Here is a 17,107-nt window from a genome sequence, read left to right as displayed (position 1 = left end):
CACAGGTTCAAATCCTGTCCCCGCAACCAAATCATTCCAGCTTCTCGTTCGAGCGAAACCGAAACAAAAACCCCGCATCAAGCGGGGTTTTTGCGGTTTGCGGTTTCCTCGGACAATCGGCATCCTCGTCAGCCCGAACAGCCAAATCCTCCCACGCATCCAAATCCCCAAACATCGCCAGACATGAAAGCAGCAACCTGACACGCCCAACAGGGCGATAAGCCTTCTCGTCCACTGGGACGCACGTCGCAACAAGCGCCGTACAACGCACCGGCAAAAATGCCCCTCCTGGGGGGCTTTCGTGATTCTGGGCCGCCAATTGCGATGAACGTATGCGTGCCTTTGTGGATCATGTCGCTATGCCGGAGCGTGTCGTCTCCTGCGCATCCCCAACTTGGCAACCGCGGCGCTCTCGCACCGCGATCACAGACAAAGTGGCCAGGCCAAGACCTACAGCGCCAAGCCACAGGACAGGAAATCGGCCGGAACGTGCGGCATATGATCAGGCCGCCCTTTGCTTGGCGGCCTTGACGCGGGTTATGCTGCGCCGGCCGTCGACGCTGACCGGCACATCGCCGTCAACCGTTGCGCGGTGCACGACCCGATGCTGATCGCCATAGTCGTTGACGGCATAATGCTGCGTCGCGCGATTATCCCAGATCGCGACATCGCCTGTCCGCCACCGCCACCGTACGGTGTTCTCGGGTGCAGTGACATAGGATTGGAAGAGTTCGTAAAGCTTTGCCGAATCGCCCTTTGACAGGCCGACGAGACGCTGGACGAAATTGCCGAGGAGTAATGTGCGCTCGCCGGTTTCCGGATGGACACGCACGACGGGATGCTCGGTCTCGTAGACGGTGGATGTGAAGACTTCGTCGAAATGCTTCCGCTCCTCGGATGTAGCGCGGGGCCGTACGGCGGCGTAGTCATAGGCATTGCTGTGGACTGCCCAGAGATTGTCGGCGAGGAGTTGCAGGGGCGCCGGGAGATTTTCGTAGGCTGCATGAGTGTTTGACCAGATGGTGTCGCCGCCCGCCGCCGGAATGACGACGCCGCGAAGCACCGAGAATTTCGGATAGGCGTCCACGAACGTGACGTCCGTATGCCACTGATCGGCCCGGCCGCCACCGCGGCTCGAATCGAGATTGAGGATCGACGCGGTACCGGCAATGGCACCTTGAGTCGGGTGGGGCACGAGATCGCCGAGACGGCGCGCGAACAATTCTTGTCCGGCATCGTCGAGATGTGCCTGATCGCGAAAGAAAATCACTTTGTGCTTGAGGAGAAGCTGGTTGATGGCGGCAATCATGGCGTCGGGAAGTTCGCCGCCGAGGCGCACGCCTTTGATTTCGGCCCCGACGCGGCCGGTCAGCGCCACGACGTCTGATGCTGGAATGATCGGATCGATGAGAACTGGATTGCCCACGGAAATCTCCTGGTCATTGTTGCAAGGGAAGGGACAGCAGATCACGTCCGCCCGGCAGGTCATCTTCCGGGCGCCGTAAATCGCATGGCAGTGCGACATCAGCATCAAACCGAATATTCGACTGAATCCAGAGAGAAGATTTTCTAAATTAAGGCAGCTTGTCAAAACGTGCTGTCAATCCGGAGGCAATTGCTGAGCAATTGGCTTGCGGCGGCATTCGACGTGGTCGACCAATGCCTCGCACCGTGCCGGCCACATGCGCCGGACTTCAATCTGAATAGCGTCAGGGATTAGCGAGCATAAGCCACGTCAGCGGGCAGCAAAAGTGCGAGTGCCTAGATGCGCGTTCGAGGTGCAGGGCGGCCGGTTTCTAGCCGACTCAGGCGGTGATGTCGACGACGCCGCAATCGCCGGCCTCTGATCCGAAAACGAGGCGATGCCCGGTCAAATCCCAATTCATGGACGAGATTGCTCCCTTGCCAGGACGACGCAAGAGCACTTCCTTGCTATCGCCGAAACGGCCGACCAGAATCATGCCATCCGAGTAGCCGATCGCCACAATTTCTTCGACCGGATGGCAGGCAACGGCAGTGACCAGGCTGTCGCCGCGGGTACCAAGCTCCAGTGGCGCCTTGCCCATCGGGCCATCTTTTCCCGAAAAGGGCCAAATGATAGCGGCGGGTGCACCTGATGTGGCCAGCCATTTGCCTTTCGCGCTCCAGGACCAGCTCTTCACCTTGTTGGGATAACCGCTCATGCGCATATGGCGATTGTCCTCAAGCCGCCATCCGTGCAGGGCATTCTCTTGCATCGAGGTGACGAGAAAACGGTTGTCCGGGGAAAAAATGACGGAGACGTGCGCACCTTTCCATTCAAGCTCGGTCGGAGCGCCAGTCGTTGCGGGCCAATGCAGTGTCACGCCATTGTAACGAGCGACCGCCAACCGAAAGCCCTTGGGCGCAAAGGCTAGACCTTCGACGCTGCGCTCGTGCAGAATTTCACGAACCGTGCCATCGGCTGGCCTTACCCACGCCGACCGCCCCGACGCAAAGGCGATCGCACCATTTGGTGCTGCAGCCAAGGCCGTCATCCATTTGCGCGGCACGACGCTTAATTCTTCCGCTTGTCCGTTCAAGCCGGTCGCACAGATTCGGCCGTCCTCGCCGCCGGTCAGGAGGGACTTGCCGTCAAATGAGGGCGCTGCACAAAGCAGCCCGTCATGCGCTTGCGTGATCTTATGACCATTGTCGAGGCGATGTACGGTGCCATCAGCCAAGGCAAAGAAAGGGATATCCCGGATAAAGCGTGCGTCAATGCAATGGCCGGCAAGATCAAGCGGGGCAATGGTCGGCATAGGTCGTAAACTCGTCAATAGGATTGAAATAGCAAGAAGATGCGAGGAGAGACGTGAAGGGTCGGGTTCTTCCACCCGTCGAAACGATTTGACACTGCTGCAGCTTGCACCTGTTTCGGCGTCCAAAGGACATGGTCCATCTTCCCGGCAACAGCGCCGCAAGGGAATTGAAAATGGATAAACGTTTCCATCCCCCTTGCTCCTTCCGTCCGAATTGCCTCATACCATTTCGATCCTGTTCAAGCTTTCGCGACCTAGGCAAGACAACTTTCAAGGCCTGATTTCAATGCATCATGGTCGAGTTCACGGCCGATAAATACGAGACGGCTCTCACGTTTTTCGCCGTCCTTCCAGGCGCGCTGATGATCACCCTCGATGATCATGTGCACACCTTGGATGACATAGCGTTCAGGATCATTCTTGAAGGCCAGAATGCCCTTCAGCCGAAGGATATTCGGCCCTTGTTCCTGCGTGATCTTTTGAATCCAGGGGAAGAATTTGTCGGCGTTGAGCTCGGCCGTCCGAAGCGACACGGATTGAACCGTTACGTCATGAATAGGGGATGCATGATCGTGGTGATGATGTTCATGCCCATGGTGGTCGTGTCCATGGTCATGGTGGTGATGATGATCGTGATCGTGCTCGCAATCGGGGCCGCACTCATGATCTGGATGATCGCGATCAAGGAAATGCGGATCGCTTTCCAAGGCCCGAGTCAGATCGAAAGCGCCCCGATCAAGAACGCGAGACAAATCAATGCCGGCCCTCTCGGTCCGGTGAATGACGGCATGCGGATTTATGGCGCGGACAGTCGCCTCAACCGCGGCAAGCTCGTCTGGAGTTACAAGGTCGGTTTTATTCAGAAGTACAACATCGGCAAAGGCGATCTGGTCCTCCGCCTCGCGGCTATCTTTCAGACGCAGCGGCAGATGCTTGGCATCGACCAATGCAACCACCGCATCAAGCATCGTTTTACTGCGGACGTCGTCGTCCATGAAGAAAGTCTGGGCAACGGGCACGGGATCGGCAAGGCCGGTCGTCTCGACGATAATGGCATCGAATCGCCCGGGACGGCGCATCAGGCCCTCCACCACGCGGATCAAATCGCCGCGTACCGTGCAGCATATGCAGCCATTGTTCATTTCATAAATTTCTTCGTCCGATTCGACGATCAGATCGTTGTCGATACCAATCTCGCCAAATTCATTGACGATGACAGCATAACGTTTGCCATGATCTTCACTCAGAATGCGGTTGAGAAGCGTGGTTTTTCCTGAGCCAAGATAGCCGGTCAGGACTGTCACCGGAATCTGTGCGGGGCGTGCAGCTTCTGCTGCCATAGACTTCGTCTGAGCTTCACTCATCGTGTGCCTCTTTGAATGGATAGACCCACGATATAGGTGATCGGATCAGTTTTTGCCACACCTACGGTGTTCAAATGCGTGAATGAGTTGATCAAACCGGTTGAGGTGCATCAGCTGAAGACCGAACAATCAAACCTGCTGACGTCTTCGAGCAGTTCTACAAGACCTTTCACGCAGTGAGCGATAATTTCTTCGCCAGCTTCTGCAGTAGCGACAGTTGCATTGCCCGCTACACCCTCCCTGTTCAGATCCGTCATTTTCCAGCCGAAAGCATGTGGGCCATACGCGCGCAGGTGTTTGTAGGTTTCGGCGTAATGGCGTTGATTGGAACTGAAGTTTCTTGCTCGGGTCATATCCACAAGCTCGGGATGCAAGGCGAGCATCACCGAAGTCTCGATGAAGCCACCGTGAACATCGAGTGCTTTGTCCTCGGGAGAGATCAGGCCATCCGGCAAACCAAATCGGGTCCAGCTTGTTGCCACAGCAAGCATATTGAAACGAACCCGCAATTCCGTAGCTACGATCGTCATAAGCGGGGCGTTGCCGCCATGGGCGTTCAAAAGGACCAGCTTGGATATGCCTTGCCGTGTCACACTTTCGCCGATGCTGATCCAGCGACGTACCGCCTCGTCAAAGGTCAATGTCCGGGTGCCGGCAATACCCATGTGTTCGATGGAGTAGCCAACCCGCTCGACGGGTAGAAAATTGACCGATAGCGCCTGTGGGAGCGCATCCTTAAGCCGATCGACCAGACCTGCAGCGATAAGCGCATCGGTTTCATAGGGCAAATGCGGGCCATGCTGCTCGTGCGCACCGAGAGGAAGAAGGGCAATCGTCGCTTGCTTTGGCATTTCCGGCTGGTTCATCCTGTTTGATCCGCTCGGGGTGAGCGATAAGAGAATAGTCCTGTTAGATTGTGATTTCACAGACTTATTTGGCATCACGCACAAATTCGTCGGCAAATTTCATCAGATTGTCATATAAGAATTGTAACGCGGGTTTGCTGTGCAACGAATGCTCGATTCAGGTCGATTTGCTCATTTGGTTTTGGATTTGCTATTGTAATGGCTGTGTCAGCGCATAATGTTCGTCTGTTAACTACCCTCACAACAAGAGCTAGCCGCCTCAACATCAACCGGTCAATACGTGATGTGCAAGCAGGAGTTTGAATGGTCAAGGATCGTAAACCCCTCATTCTTCATCGTCTGCAATCGACCGCTAGATTGACGCGGACGGCGCTGGCCACACGATTGCTTGGCCATGGCTTCTATGCAGGGCAGGATGCGGTGATGTTGCAGCTGGCACACGAAGATGGTCTATCGCCGAGCGTTCTTGCCAAACGCCTTGGCGTACGCCCGCCAACAATCACCAAGACGATCTCCCGCCTGCAAACACAAGGTTTCGTCAAGAAAGAGGGATCAACGACCGACCAGCGCCAAGCCCATATCTTCCTGACAGATACGGGCAACGAGGCAATCAAAGCAATCGAGAAGTCTATTCGTAAGACTGAAAAGGATGCGATGAAGGGGTTTGACAAGAAAGAGCGCAAGGCATTTGTAAAAATGCTTTCGCGACTTGAGATCAATCTCTCCGCAGCGGAACTTTTACGCCAAGCTGCGCCCGATGACGATCATGACGATGATGATGCCGACGACGAATAGACGATAGGTAAAAGTTTTTCCAATTTACCGTTACAAAACGTTTGAACTTGTTATCATGTAGGCAGTTCCTTCCCGCCTGATTGGTAAACCTGTTTTGTCACCACTCCTCCCGTCCTCGCAGGAAGTCGCGCCGGCTGCCGCCATTTTCTATATTTTTGCCGCCGGCTTTCTTTTCTCATGTCTCGATTCCAGTGCCAAATATTTGGTTCTGTCTGGTATTCCCACGGCATTCATTTCCTGGATGCGGTTTGTGGAACACGCTATCCTGGCGCTGATCTTCTTTCGCGCCTGGTCAAATCCGCGGCTTTTCAAGGTGCGCAATATCCCCCTTCAATTCCTGCGTGGGCTTTGCTTGTTTGGCTCAACATATTTCAACTTTTACGCATTGCAGACGATGCAGCTCGGCGAGACGATTACCATAACCTTTGCGGCGCCGATGGTAATCGCGGCTTTGGCAGGTCCCCTGCTCGGCGAATGGGCAGGATGGAGGCGGTGGGCAGCCATTATCGTCGCATTCACAGGAGTGCTGATCATTGCCCGCCCGGGATTTGGCGCGTTCAATCCCGGATTGCCGTTTTCGATCGCTGCGATGCTAAGCTATTCGCTGTACGTGCTTTTGACGCGGCGTATGGCGGTAACGGAATCGCCGGAGAGCCTGATTTTCTTTTCTGCTCTCGCACCGGCTATCTTGATGTCGCCCGCGGTGATGCAGGCAGTCATTCCGGAAACACCGTTTCAGATTGTTCTGCTGCTAATACTCGGTTTTTTTGGCGGTTTTGGCCATTATCTGATCATCCTGGCTTACAGAAAAGCGACGACGGCTGCGCTAGCGCCTTATCCGTTCCTGCAAATCATCTGGATGCTGGCGTTCGGATATCTGTTTTTCAACCAATTTCCGGATGCATATACACTCGTTGGTGCGGTTATAATCATTGGCAGTGGTCTTTATGTCGTGCACCGCGAACGACAGTTACGGGGAGCGGGGTTGAAAGGACTTTGATTTATGTGATTGCAATGGCATAACGCCGAGTACCATAACGTGGCTTATTTGATGATACTGTGGGGAGGCGGTTTTTTTGGCGCAGAAAATCAAGCTATCGACTATTGCCGACGCGCTGAAAGTGTCTACAGCAACCGTATCACTGGCTTTGCGGGATAGTCCGCTCGTAGCCGATCAGACGCGTGAAAAGATAAAAGAACACGCGCGCGCCATTGGATACATCTATAACCGGCGCGCGGCCAGTCTTCGCACTTCGCGGTCCGGCATCGTGGGTGTCGTGGTTCACGATATCATGAACCCGTTCTTTGCAGAAATATTGCGTGCAATCGAGGGCGAGCTAGATCGTTCCGGTCAGACATTCATTTTATCCAATCACTACGATCAGTTGGATAAGCAACGGACCTTCATCGACACAGTGCTGCAACTCGGGGGAGACGGTGTAATTATGTCCCCGGCGATCGGTACCCCGGCGGAAGATATTCGCATGGCGGAAGACAATGGGCTGCCCGTTGTCCTCATTGCCCGCACCGTCAAGGATGCCCAGGTGCCGGTGTTCCGCGGGGATGATGCCTATGGCATAGGCCTTGCCACAAACCACCTTATTTCGCTGGGACATACCCGGATCGCCATGGTGGGCGGCACCGATCAGACATCCACAGGCCGCGACCGTTACGAAGGCTATCTTCATGCAATGCAAAAAGCGGGCCTTGAGGCTAAACCGGAGTGGCGCATTCCTGGCCCGCGAACCAAGCAGGCCGGTTTTGACGCCGCACCTCAGTTTCTTGCCTTGAAAGATCACCCGACTGCTGCGGTCTGCTGGAATGATCTTTCGGCGATCGGCATGATGAATGGCATAGCTCGCGCCGGATTGGTTGCTGGCGTTGATATATCCGTCACGGGGTATGACGACCTTGAAGAGGCGGCAATCGCTACGCCGGCTTTGACAACTGTGTGGAACGGCCAACGCGAAGTTGGACAGCGAGCAGCGAGGGCTCTGCTCGATCAGCTTAACGGTGCCGACACGCACGCGCGGCAGGAATTGATCAAGCCGGAATTGCGCATCCGGCAGTCGACCTCAAAGCCAAAAGAGAGATAGCGGCGGCGCGCCAGACAACTTATCCGGATGCCGCTTCACGCTTCATTAATTCTACGCGACTAGGTTTCACAGGGCGTTTGTTTCCCGTGGAGTATAGTATGTTACTGGGTAGAACGACTTGTCTCGGCTTCGTCACTGCAGCGGCAGTAGTCGCCATGTTCCTCGATTTCGCGACTTTTACCGCTGGCGAAGATGCTGACGTCGACACCCAGACGACGGCGTCTGTACCAGCGGATACGGGTAGCCATGATGTGCCGAGATTTGTCATCAGTAGCCCAGGCGGAGGCGCGAGCTGCAAGGCGTTTCCTGTCGAAAATGGCACGCCCGGCCACGATGCGCTCACGATCGATAGCAGCTGCGGAAATCTCTATGAGCCGTTGGCAAATGCCAGGACCTGGCACAATAACGAAGACGGCACGATTGATCTTGCCGATAATCTCGGTCGGACGATCGTTGAGTTCAGCCCGAGCGACGGTCTTGCCTACATCAGTGTCGAGCCGCGTTCTGTGATCCTGTCGATGTCCACTGAAGGCGTTAACGCGTTCTAAATTACTCCGCCGCCTGCATTCGCTCACGGCTTGCCTTGTGCGCGCGCGCGGCGTCGCCGAATGCTGCAAATATCTTGCGTGAGGGACTATCACTCTTCACCCAATATTCCGGGTGCCATTGAACGCCAACGGCGAAGGCGCGGGCAGTCTTGACTGAAACGGCCTCAATTGTGCCGTCATCAGCAACCGCCTCAATGTCAAGCTGTGGCGCGGGCCTGTCGATGGCTTGCCGGTGTACGGAGTTTACCTGGATCGCGTCGCTTTGCATGACATTCGCCAGACAGGATCCTGGCTTGATGTGGACCGGATGACGAATGGCGAAGCGTTCGGTCTGTTGATCGGATTGCGGCGCGCGGTGATCCATGCGCCCGTCAAGCTCTTGTATCTCGGTAGCAAGTGTACCGCCAAGCGCTACGTTTAGCTCCTGAATGCCGCGGCATATGGCCAATAACGGTACGCCGCGCTCGATGGTTCTACGAATCAGCGGAAGCGACGTAGCGTCACGCGCCGGGTCGTAAGGTTCGTGTGCTTCACTGGGTGCGACGCCGTAGAGAGCCGGATGAACATTCGACTTCGATCCGGTGATGAGAACGCCATCGACTCCGTCAAGAATGGCATCAATATCGAGGCTCTCGCCAAATGACGGCACGATCAACGGAATAACGCCAGCCGCTTCGTATGCCGCCATAAGATATTGATCCGGCGCTGCGTGCCACGTGTAATTTTCGAACGTACGAACATCTGACGTTATGGCGACGAGAGGTTGCCGCATCATGTTAACTCCATGAAAGACCTTCGGCTGAATGTAGTGTAAGTCGCCCCCGTTTCCAATGGCAATGGAAGCGGGAAAAATATTGCGAATGACACATTCGACGCGTGAATTCAGCCATTTCAATGTGTCGTTCTGCATGGGGGTTCATCTGCTGGACTTGAATTGACGAGTGTGTATGGTGATCACGAGATCGGGGGGACCAGACGGGATCGTCTGGTGATCTGGGCCGATAGAATTGAAGATCAATAGTCTGGAGGAGAATGTATGGATCGTCGTTCGTTCATCACGAAGGCAGGATTTGCCGGGGTAGGAGCTGCAGCAGCCACCACGCTTGCGGCGCCTGCAATTGCACAGTCAACGCCGAAGGTCACCTGGCGTTGCGCATCGTCATTCCCGAAATCATTGGATACGATTTACGGCGGCGCCGAGGTATTGTCGAAGTACTTGAGGGAAGCGACTGACGGTAACTTCACGATTCAGCCATTCGCGGCTGGCGAAATCGTTCCCGGTCTTCAAGCCGCGGATGCGGCAGCGGCCGGTACGGTCGAACTTTGCCACACCGTCGCGTATTATTACTGGGGGAAGGACCCCACATGGGCCCTTGGTGCTGCGGTGCCTTTTGCGCTCAATGCGCGCGGCATGAACGCCTGGCAATATCATGGCGGCGGTATCGATCTCATGAACGAGTTCTTCAACAAACAGGGTCTGCAAGCCTATCCTGGCGGCAACACCGGCGTGCAGATGGGTGGTTGGTTCCGCAAGGAGATCAAGACTGTCGAAGATCTCAAGGGTCTCAAGATGCGTGTTGGCGGCTTTGCCGGCAAAGTTTTGGAGACACTTGGTGTCGTTCCACAACAGATTGCCGGCGGTGATATCTATCCGGCTCTTGAGAAAGGCACGATCGATGCCGCCGAATGGGTCGGACCCTATGACGATGAGAAGCTCGGCTTTCAGAAGGTCGCGCCCTATTATTATTACCCCGGTTGGTGGGAAGGCGGCCCGACCGTCAGTTTCATGGTCAACAAGCAAAAGTGGGATTCCCTTCCTCCAGCCTATCAATCGCTGTTCCGTACGGCAGCTCAGGCCACCGATGCCAACATGCTGCAGAAGTATGACTACGTAAATCCTGCAGCGATCAAGCGTCTCGTGGCTGGTGGCGCGCAATTGCGGCCCTTCAGTCCGGAAATCCTGTCCGCCTGCTTCGAAGCAGCCAATGGGGTCTATGCACAACTCGAAGACAGCAACGCAGCGTTCAAGAAAATCTGGAGTTCGATCAAGGCGTTTCGCAACGAACATTTCCTGTACGCACAGGTTGCGGAATACACTTTTGATACGTTCATGATGGTGCAGCAGCGTAACGGAAAGCTGTGATTCATTGTCGTCAAAGAAAAAACGGGAACCCCGGCGCGCATGAGCCCGGGGTTCTCTATTCCGCCTGTTGTCAGCTCTCAAGGAGCAGTCTAACAGTGACGCAACAATTCGGCACGATGTTTCACTGGTATTTTCAATGACGGATAATCCTTCCATTTCAGTAGCGGGCAAGAATATTGCGGTCACCGGGGGCTCTTCTGGCTTGGGGCTGAGAATGGTGCAGGTACTTGCTGCTCATGGTGCGAACGTCGTTTCAATTTCGCGAACGCCCGCGCCCGACAATGCGCAACGATCCAACATTCTCAACATAATCGCCGATGTCACGGTCGCGGCTGATATCGCGCGCGCTTTTGACGAGGCGGAGCAAAACCTTGGAACCGTGACGGTGGTGTTCAATAATGCTGGTGTGGCTACGATAGAGCGCGCGCTCACCACGACGCGCGAACAACTCCGGCACATCTTCGAAGTAAATGTCGAGGGTGCATTTTTTATCGCTCAGGAGGCTGCCAAACGAATGATAGCCAAGGGTGTTGGCGGTTCCATCATCAATCTCTCGAGCATTCTGGCGGACGCACCGCTCAAAGGTTCAGCGGCATACGCCATGTCGAAGGCGGCAGTAGCCCAGATGACCAAGTCGCTGGCGCTCGAATGGGCGCCCCACGGCATACGGGTCAACGCTATTGCGCCTGGCTGGTTTCCGACCCGTCTCAATGAGACAATCATGGATGGGCCGGCGAAAGGCTTTCTCAAGGGCAAGAACCCCATGCGCCGGTTAGGTGAGGCGGAAGATATTGATGGGGCTGTGTTGATGCTGGCTTCGGACACCAGCAGTTATATTACCGGGACGGTTATTACGATCGACGGTGGCCATAGCCTGCAAGGCTAAATGCGCTCAGTTTCTTGAACGTTAGTGCGGGTAGCGAGGACAAAAACGAGCAGGGAAAATACGGCCGCATCCCGCCACAAGACAGAAAAGTATCCACCCCATAGGGATTCTATGATGCCGATGACCGCCGCACCCAATGCGGCATACAGGGGCCGTGAAAATCCCCCGGCGGCCGTAATAAAGAGGATTTTCAAGCCGAAGATCATACCGGTGTTGAAGCTGACATTGCCGTAGTAGAGCGCGGCAAGAAATCCGGCGAGCGCACACACACCATAGGCCGCAAGGATAGCCTGAGTCCTCACGCGCGATGGATCGATGCCGCAAAGCGCTGATGCTGCGGGTTCATCGCTGACAGCCCGCCAGATCCTGCCTGCCGACGTGCGCAACATGATCATCTCGCCAACGGCGATAACGGAGAAGGCGATCGCGATGTTGACGATCTGCAACCGGGTCAAACTCGTACCAATCGCCGGTCCGAGCAATCGAACAGGGTCTGCAAGCAATGGCGGTAGCCAATAATCCCTCGTGTTCGCTGCAATGCGCGACAGTTCCATTAGAAAAATACTTAGACCAAGCGTCGCCACCAGCACAGTATTGCGGTTCCCTGCATCGAGCGGGGTGTAGATAAATCTTGCGATGACGTAACCGCCTATGCCGACATAAACCATAGCAATAATGGTTCCGAATGAAAGCGCGGCTGGCAACGTCATCCACAGAACGGACCATCCGAATGCTGTCGCCAGAATAAAGGTTTGCCCAGAAAAAGCGAAAATAGCGCCAAGCGACAGGTCAGTGCGATGCGTCAGCCCATGGATGAGCACATAACCATAGGCGAGCAGGGAATACAGCGCGGCGTTGTGAACGCCATTTAAAAGAAGTTGAAGAAAATACGCCATCTGCCGCTCTCTACTCATGGCTATTCTAACTTGCAAAATTGATTTTACCAGTTAGAATTTTGGCCATGAAATTTGATTGGAATGCTCATCGATTTAGCGGAGGTGTGTTGGCCCTGGACTTGGCGAACACGGTGATTTTTCGTGGAGACCCGGAGCGCTCGCTGGATCGTTTTAATGACCCGGTTGAATTGCCGCGTTTTGCGGAGGCTGCAGCAATTTTCCGAACTGGCGAATGGGGAAACGTGCAGTTCCACCCTCCGCTGTCACAAAAAGGCACTGACGCGCTCATCGGCATTCGCGAGGTAATCAACAGCTTGTTTCGATGCGCCGTTGGTGAAGGCAGCCTGCAGTCCGGACACTTATCCACGTTTCTGCGTCTTGGTGCCGATCTTGTATACAATGAGCCGGAAGGGCGAGATCTCAGGCTACCAGATCTTTCGGAAAAGAAGCGCGACCTATCCCTGGGCACCGCGGCCTTTCTTTCAGCCATGCGTCTACTCGATCCCGCACGACTGGAGCGGATCAAGGCCTGCCCGAATTGCTACTGGCTTTATCTCGATGAGAGCCGCAACCGGAGCCGCCGGTGGTGCGATATGAATGTCTGCGGCAATCGGGCGAAAGCCCGGCGGCACTATAATCGCAATGTAAAGCAGGCTGGAAACGATCATGTTTGACAAAGCAAGATTCGTGCGACCGGGAGTTTCGCTGCTGCTCGTCGGACTCTGTCTGGGCGCTTGCCGCGACGCAGGCGAAGGCGACTACGTGAATGTCTCTGGGAAGATTTTCGTCTTCAACTACCGTATAGCAGAGGCAACCTATCTGCTTACGTTGGCAAAGCTGCGCCCGTTGCCCGATGGTTCCATGCTGGAGACGACTTTTGAAAATCCAGCGGGGGGCGATCCGATGATTGTTCGGCAGAAGGTATGGCCGACGATGGAAAAAATCACGATTGAAAGTCCCCCAGTCAAATGCGTGAAGGCAAACCGGGAATATAAAGTCAGTATGCGTCTTGAAGACGCCAATGGTAAATTATTGCAGACAATTGAGCGGAAAATGATTTCAGACACGGATCAGTCGGTCATGCCGGATAAACCGCTGGTTGTCGGTCCTTTCTATGATGCCAATCCGGATAAGGGCTCAGCTGAAGATCCCCCTGCGGCTTGCCCTGCTTAGGTCGTTTACGACTTAATACAACGGAGGTCGGCGGTCCGTTGAAATACAGAAGTTCATCCTGATCTGGTTCCTTCAGGAATTGGTAATTCTATTTGCCTAATTATGAAATTTAGATTTGACATGCGGTAAGGATAAATACTCTAACTCGTTGTCCAATCTCTGTTTTCATTGTCGTTGGCGTTTCTATGTAAGTAATCGGTAACGTATCCGTGGCGGGTACAGTTGTGCGCGGGCATTTGATGAGAACTGACCTCAACGAGAGCATGTCACTCGACACCATTTTTCTTCGCACACTTTATGCGAACAAGAAGGCAATCTGGTGGACCTCCATCGTACAGATTACCGCCACCTTGATGATCTATATCAAGACCCAGAATCCGATCTATATTGCCTTCGCTGCCGCGTTCTTCGTCACGGTTATTGGCAGGATGGCAAATGCAAATGCTTTCGAACAGGCCAATCTGACCGAAGCAACGGCGGCTACCTTGAAGAAATGGGAATGGCGTTATTTGTCCGGTGCGCTGGGCACCTGTATCCTTCTCGGATTTCTGTGTTTTGTCAGTATCTATATCTTGGCCGACCCATCGGCGGCCATCACCAGCATCATCATCGTCGTTGCTTCAACGGTTGCACTCGTCACGCGGAACTTCGTTTCACGCACCGTTGTGATCGGAATGTCGGTCGCTCTGCTTGCGCCGCTGTTCGTGACGTTCATCCTTCTCGGCGGCTTTTATAATTGGCTGCTCGCTTTGCTTATTCTCCCCTTCCTATGGAGCAATATCGGCATCGCCGCAAATTTGCGCCAGTCGCTTTTCGATGCACTGCTGGGCAAACGGCAACTTGGTATTGTCGTCAACAATTTCGACGCGGCACTTAATGGCATGCCGCAAGGGCTTCTGATGTTCGATCGGAACCAGACCATCACGGTTGCCAACATGAAGGCGGCAAAAATGATGGGGTTCGATCATCCTGAACAGCTCCGAGGCAGATCATTGGAAACGCTGTTGCGGCTGGCTCAACTGCGGACCTACTTTCCCAGTGAGGCGCTGGAGGCCCTGCGCATGAAGATGCGGGATCTTCTGGCGGGGACAAAGCAACGGGACGTGTTCGTGTCGCCGGCCAAACGCCACTTTGAGTTTACAGCGACGCCTGATCCAGAACGCGGTACAGTTTTGATATTTCAAGACGTCACCCGCCGTGCGGAAGCCGAAGCGCAAATTAGCCGGATGGCACGTTATGATAGCCTTACCGGCTTGCCGAATCGCAGTCAGTTTGCCGAAATCGCCGGTTCATACATCGAGATGGCTGAGCAAGACGCACAAATCGCTCTTATGGTCGTCGATATCGATGGGTTGAAACGCACGAACGATACGTTTGGCCACCGCATTGGCGATGAGCTGCTTCGCGCGTTTGCCGATCGTTTGACGTTGGCCGACGCCAACGGTCCGGTAATCTCACGCTTTGGAAGCGACGAGTTTGTCCTCTTGTTCTCCGCGCCGACGCGGAACGCGGCGCTGGAAGCTGTGGATCGCATCATGCGCATGGTTTCCGGCCAATACCTTGTTTCCGGCCATGATATTTTAACCGGCGCTAATGCTGGCGTGGCGGTTGCCAATGCAGCCGAGTTTGATCTTGTTGTGATGCACATGAATGCTGATTTGGCACTCGATGTCGCGAAGAAAGACAGCAAGAAAGATTGGGCAGTCTTCGTCGATACCATGGACCATTCGTTCCGCAGCAAGCAACGGCTCAAAGCGGATTTGCGGAAGGCGATTGCCGAGAACGCGTTGACCGTTGCCTATCAGCCCATAGTGAACGTTCGGACCTTGCGCATGACGGCTTGCGAAGCCCTCTCCCGATGGCACCACCCGGAGTTTGGCCCGATTTCTCCGGCTGAATTCATTCCCATGGCGGAGGAAATGGGGCTCATATCCGATCTCACCCGGTGCGTGGTCGAACGCGCTATAAAGGATTGCAATGGATGGGAGTCGCGGATCGCCGTTTCGGTCAACCTGTCATCCTATGATCTCCAGAACATGGACATGGTGAATATTATTCGTTCCGCTTTGAGGCGCTACGACGTTGAGCCGCATCTGCTGGAGGTGGAAGTAACGGAAGGTGCGCTCATAACGGATCGAGAAAGTACCGGGAGTGTACTTTCGGAGCTCAAGGATTTTGGCGTCCAGGTCGCAATTGATGATTTCGGTACGGGCTATTCGAGCCTGAGCTATCTGAAGGATCTTCCGGTCACGAAGGTCAAGATCGATCGTTCTTTTATCGCCGATATTGTCGCCGAGGGAAGGTCTCTCAAACTGCTTCGTGGCATCGTGCAGATGTCGCACGAACTCGGATTGTCAGTGACGATCGAGGGACTTGAAACCAACGAACAGTCCGAGTTGATCAGTGAATGGATCGGCGCCGAATATGTGCAGGGTTTCTTGTATGGTGCTGCGATGCCTGCTCAGGATATTGCAAGGCTTCTTGATGTTTCAATGGAACAGAAATTGGTCGCAGTGACAGAATACGCTGTGTCCTTGCACTGACCTTGAATACCCGTTTTCACAACGAACAATGTCCATTGGATAATGTGCTTCCCGCGCTGACATCGGAACGGCGCTGACCTAAGCTGCACTTTGGAACATTGCTGCCGATGAACTTTAAAAAGGAAGAATCAACATGATTGCTCAGATTGCTATTGCGCCACTCGTCGCCTTGATCGCAGGGATACTTATTCTGATCGCCCCTCGGCTGCTGAATTATATCGTTGCGCTTTATCTGATCATTATCGGCGTGACAGGACTGTTTCCCCATCTTCTCACATGAGACAGCCGAAGATCTATCTTCGGGAGTGAATAAACTCTTTCTTTGATTTATATCGATTGAGTGTCCTGCAAGCGACTATCTGCGCATTGCGCTGATGCGGTGTTTTCGCTATTGCCAATGCGACATCGACTATAAGAGGTTTGAAGATGGCTGATCATCACGATACTGCACCGGCAGAATTGGGCGCTCCCATGGATTACAAGGAACATGAAAGCACTTACAATCTGTTCCTTTCGCTCTCGAAATGGGGCGTTGTGTCCTGTGCTGCGTTGCTGGTTGCTATGGCATTCGGTTTTTTCGTCGGAGGCTTCTTCTCTGCCACACTGCTTTTCATCATTGTTTGCGTTGCCGCTTGGTTTTTCCTTTAGGGCAAGCTGTTCTGTAACATACCGGGCGGATAACCTGCGAAAGGCGTTCACTCGAACGATCCACCTATCGGGGGTCCCAACCGTCATAAGTCCCTAGCCGCGCTGTTCTTGTTACGGGATCACTGGCTTTGTTGTGTTTAACTTGCTTGGGGGTGAGAGCTTGGCTCAGACACTGTTCATACCGAAAGAGATCGATGAGCCGCGGGTTGGCGGTTCGCCGGAGACGGTCAAGAAGCTGACAGCCCTCGGCTTTGCGGTTGTCGTCGAGGCTGGTGCGGGCGTTGCCTCGCGCATACCGGATGGCGAGTTTGTCGCGGCGGGGGCTGTGATCGGCAAGGCCGGCGATGTCGCCAGGGCCGATGTGGTGCT

The 17,107-nt window shown here is 54.5% G+C and carries 17 protein-coding genes and 1 pseudogene; 12 read left to right on the top strand and 6 right to left on the bottom strand.

Annotation, left to right across the window (positions count from 1 at the left end; all coding sequences use genetic code 11):
• Positions 1 to 502: 502 nt before the first annotated feature.
• The 4 genes from J2X72_RS24830 to J2X72_RS24815 form a co-directional block, all read right to left on the bottom strand.
• Positions 503 to 1,426: a TauD/TfdA family dioxygenase gene (locus J2X72_RS24830; protein ID WP_310076348.1), complete on the bottom strand. Its 924-nt coding sequence runs from the start codon at positions 1,424 to 1,426 to the stop codon at positions 503 to 505.
• A gap of 379 nt (positions 1,427 to 1,805) precedes the next feature.
• Positions 1,806 to 2,780 (bottom strand): WD40 repeat domain-containing protein, encoded by a 975-nt coding sequence (locus J2X72_RS24825; protein WP_310076345.1) that lies wholly within the window; start codon positions 2,778 to 2,780, stop codon positions 1,806 to 1,808.
• A gap of 254 nt (positions 2,781 to 3,034) precedes the next feature.
• The gene (locus J2X72_RS24820; RefSeq protein WP_405044777.1) at positions 3,035 to 4,120 is read right to left on the bottom strand and encodes a CobW family GTP-binding protein; all 1,086 of its coding nucleotides are present in this window, start codon (positions 4,118 to 4,120) and stop codon (positions 3,035 to 3,037) included.
• A gap of 134 nt (positions 4,121 to 4,254) precedes the next feature.
• Positions 4,255 to 5,010: a creatininase family protein gene (locus tag J2X72_RS24815; RefSeq protein ID WP_310076341.1), complete on the bottom strand. Its 756-nt coding sequence runs from the start codon at positions 5,008 to 5,010 to the stop codon at positions 4,255 to 4,257.
• A gap of 303 nt (positions 5,011 to 5,313) precedes the next feature.
• Between J2X72_RS24815 and J2X72_RS24810 the strand changes: the two genes are divergently transcribed.
• The 4 genes from J2X72_RS24810 (at position 5,314) to J2X72_RS24795 (ending at position 8,449) form a co-directional block, all read left to right on the top strand.
• Positions 5,314 to 5,805: a MarR family winged helix-turn-helix transcriptional regulator gene (locus tag J2X72_RS24810; RefSeq protein WP_210005901.1), complete on the top strand. Its 492-nt coding sequence runs from the start codon at positions 5,314 to 5,316 to the stop codon at positions 5,803 to 5,805.
• A 94-nt stretch (positions 5,806 to 5,899) separates the two neighbouring features.
• Complete coding sequence (locus tag J2X72_RS24805; protein WP_310076338.1) at positions 5,900 to 6,805, top strand: DMT family transporter; 906 nt, start codon at positions 5,900 to 5,902, stop codon at positions 6,803 to 6,805.
• A gap of 76 nt (positions 6,806 to 6,881) precedes the next feature.
• Positions 6,882 to 7,901, top strand: a complete 1,020-nt coding sequence (locus tag J2X72_RS24800) for a LacI family DNA-binding transcriptional regulator (RefSeq protein WP_210005905.1) — start codon at positions 6,882 to 6,884, stop codon at positions 7,899 to 7,901.
• Between the two features lie 98 nt (positions 7,902 to 7,999).
• The gene (locus tag J2X72_RS24795; RefSeq protein WP_210005908.1) at positions 8,000 to 8,449 is read left to right on the top strand and encodes a hypothetical protein; all 450 of its coding nucleotides are present in this window, start codon (positions 8,000 to 8,002) and stop codon (positions 8,447 to 8,449) included.
• Position 8,450: 1 nt separating this feature from the next.
• Here J2X72_RS24795 and J2X72_RS24790 read toward each other — a convergent pair whose 3' ends face one another.
• Positions 8,451 to 9,221: a gamma-glutamyl-gamma-aminobutyrate hydrolase family protein gene (locus tag J2X72_RS24790; RefSeq protein ID WP_310076350.1), complete on the bottom strand. Its 771-nt coding sequence runs from the start codon at positions 9,219 to 9,221 to the stop codon at positions 8,451 to 8,453.
• 264 nt (positions 9,222 to 9,485) lie between these two features.
• Between J2X72_RS24790 and J2X72_RS24785 the strand changes: the two genes are divergently transcribed.
• A complete protein-coding gene (locus tag J2X72_RS24785) occupies positions 9,486 to 10,592 on the top strand; it encodes a TRAP transporter substrate-binding protein (RefSeq protein WP_310076335.1) in 1,107 nt (368 codons plus the stop codon).
• Positions 10,593 to 10,728: 136 nt separating this feature from the next.
• Positions 10,729 to 11,478 carry an SDR family NAD(P)-dependent oxidoreductase gene (locus J2X72_RS24780; RefSeq protein ID WP_210005918.1) on the top strand — a complete coding sequence of 250 codons (750 nt, stop codon included), beginning with the start codon at positions 10,729 to 10,731 and terminating at the stop codon, positions 11,476 to 11,478.
• Here J2X72_RS24780 and J2X72_RS24775 read toward each other — a convergent pair.
• Positions 11,475 to 12,374, bottom strand: coding sequence for a branched-chain amino acid ABC transporter permease (locus tag J2X72_RS24775; RefSeq protein ID WP_310076333.1), 900 nt, complete (start codon positions 12,372 to 12,374; stop codon positions 11,475 to 11,477). The genes J2X72_RS24780 and J2X72_RS24775 overlap by 4 nt on opposite strands.
• 107 nt (positions 12,375 to 12,481) lie before the next feature.
• On the opposite strand from J2X72_RS24775, the gene J2X72_RS24770 reads away from it, so the two are divergent.
• The 6 genes and pseudogenes from J2X72_RS24770 to J2X72_RS24745 form a co-directional block, all read left to right on the top strand.
• A complete protein-coding gene (locus J2X72_RS24770; RefSeq protein WP_310076330.1) occupies positions 12,482 to 13,048 on the top strand; it encodes a CGNR zinc finger domain-containing protein in 567 nt (188 codons plus the stop codon).
• Positions 13,041 to 13,547 (top strand): hypothetical protein, encoded by a 507-nt coding sequence (locus J2X72_RS24765; protein WP_310076328.1) that lies wholly within the window; start codon positions 13,041 to 13,043, stop codon positions 13,545 to 13,547. The genes J2X72_RS24770 and J2X72_RS24765 overlap by 8 nt, the downstream gene beginning before the upstream one ends.
• A 239-nt stretch (positions 13,548 to 13,786) precedes the next feature.
• Entirely contained in the window at positions 13,787 to 16,090 is a 2,304-nt protein-coding gene (locus tag J2X72_RS24760) for an EAL domain-containing protein (protein WP_310076326.1), read from the top strand.
• A gap of 133 nt (positions 16,091 to 16,223) precedes the next feature.
• Positions 16,224 to 16,370, top strand: a complete 147-nt coding sequence (locus J2X72_RS24755; protein WP_112532332.1) for a DUF3096 domain-containing protein — start codon at positions 16,224 to 16,226, stop codon at positions 16,368 to 16,370.
• Positions 16,371 to 16,516: 146 nt separating this feature from the next.
• Complete coding sequence (locus J2X72_RS24750) at positions 16,517 to 16,738, top strand: aa3-type cytochrome c oxidase subunit IV (RefSeq protein ID WP_114433066.1); 222 nt, start codon at positions 16,517 to 16,519, stop codon at positions 16,736 to 16,738.
• Positions 16,739 to 16,898: 160 nt separating this feature from the next.
• A pseudogene (locus J2X72_RS24745) lies at positions 16,899 to 17,107 on the top strand (NAD(P)(+) transhydrogenase (Re/Si-specific) subunit alpha); the annotation flags it as partial.

Source organism: Phyllobacterium sp. 1468, assembly GCF_031455525.1.
Classification (GTDB): domain Bacteria; phylum Pseudomonadota; class Alphaproteobacteria; order Rhizobiales; family Rhizobiaceae; genus Phyllobacterium.
Note: the sequence above shows the minus strand (reverse complement) of the source record. Positions and strands in the feature narration are given on the sequence as shown.

What these genes read in the sequence shown, in the direction of transcription:
- J2X72_RS24825 (WP_310076345.1), bottom strand. Translation starts at nt 2,780, where the DNA reads ATGCCGACCATTGCCCCGCTTGATCTTGCCGGCCATTGCATTGACGCA.
- J2X72_RS24820 (WP_405044777.1), bottom strand. Translation starts at nt 4,120, where the DNA reads ATGGCAGCAGAAGCTGCACGCCCCGCACAGATTCCGGTGACAGTCCTG.
- J2X72_RS24815 (WP_310076341.1), bottom strand. Translation starts at nt 5,010, where the DNA reads ATGAACCAGCCGGAAATGCCAAAGCAAGCGACGATTGCCCTTCTTCCT.
- J2X72_RS24810 (WP_210005901.1), top strand. Translation starts at nt 5,314, where the DNA reads ATGGTCAAGGATCGTAAACCCCTCATTCTTCATCGTCTGCAATCGACC.
- J2X72_RS24795 (WP_210005908.1), top strand. Translation starts at nt 8,000, where the DNA reads ATGTTACTGGGTAGAACGACTTGTCTCGGCTTCGTCACTGCAGCGGCA.
- J2X72_RS24790 (WP_310076350.1), bottom strand. Translation starts at nt 9,221, where the DNA reads ATGCGGCAACCTCTCGTCGCCATAACGTCAGATGTTCGTACGTTCGAA.
- J2X72_RS24785 (WP_310076335.1), top strand. Translation starts at nt 9,486, where the DNA reads ATGGATCGTCGTTCGTTCATCACGAAGGCAGGATTTGCCGGGGTAGGA.
- J2X72_RS24780 (WP_210005918.1), top strand. Translation starts at nt 10,729, where the DNA reads ATGACGGATAATCCTTCCATTTCAGTAGCGGGCAAGAATATTGCGGTC.
- J2X72_RS24775 (WP_310076333.1), bottom strand. Translation starts at nt 12,374, where the DNA reads ATGGCGTATTTTCTTCAACTTCTTTTAAATGGCGTTCACAACGCCGCG.
- J2X72_RS24765 (WP_310076328.1), top strand. Translation starts at nt 13,041, where the DNA reads ATGTTTGACAAAGCAAGATTCGTGCGACCGGGAGTTTCGCTGCTGCTC.
- J2X72_RS24760 (WP_310076326.1), top strand. Translation starts at nt 13,787, where the DNA reads ATGAGAACTGACCTCAACGAGAGCATGTCACTCGACACCATTTTTCTT.
- J2X72_RS24755 (WP_112532332.1), top strand. Translation starts at nt 16,224, where the DNA reads ATGATTGCTCAGATTGCTATTGCGCCACTCGTCGCCTTGATCGCAGGG.
- J2X72_RS24750 (WP_114433066.1), top strand. Translation starts at nt 16,517, where the DNA reads ATGGCTGATCATCACGATACTGCACCGGCAGAATTGGGCGCTCCCATG.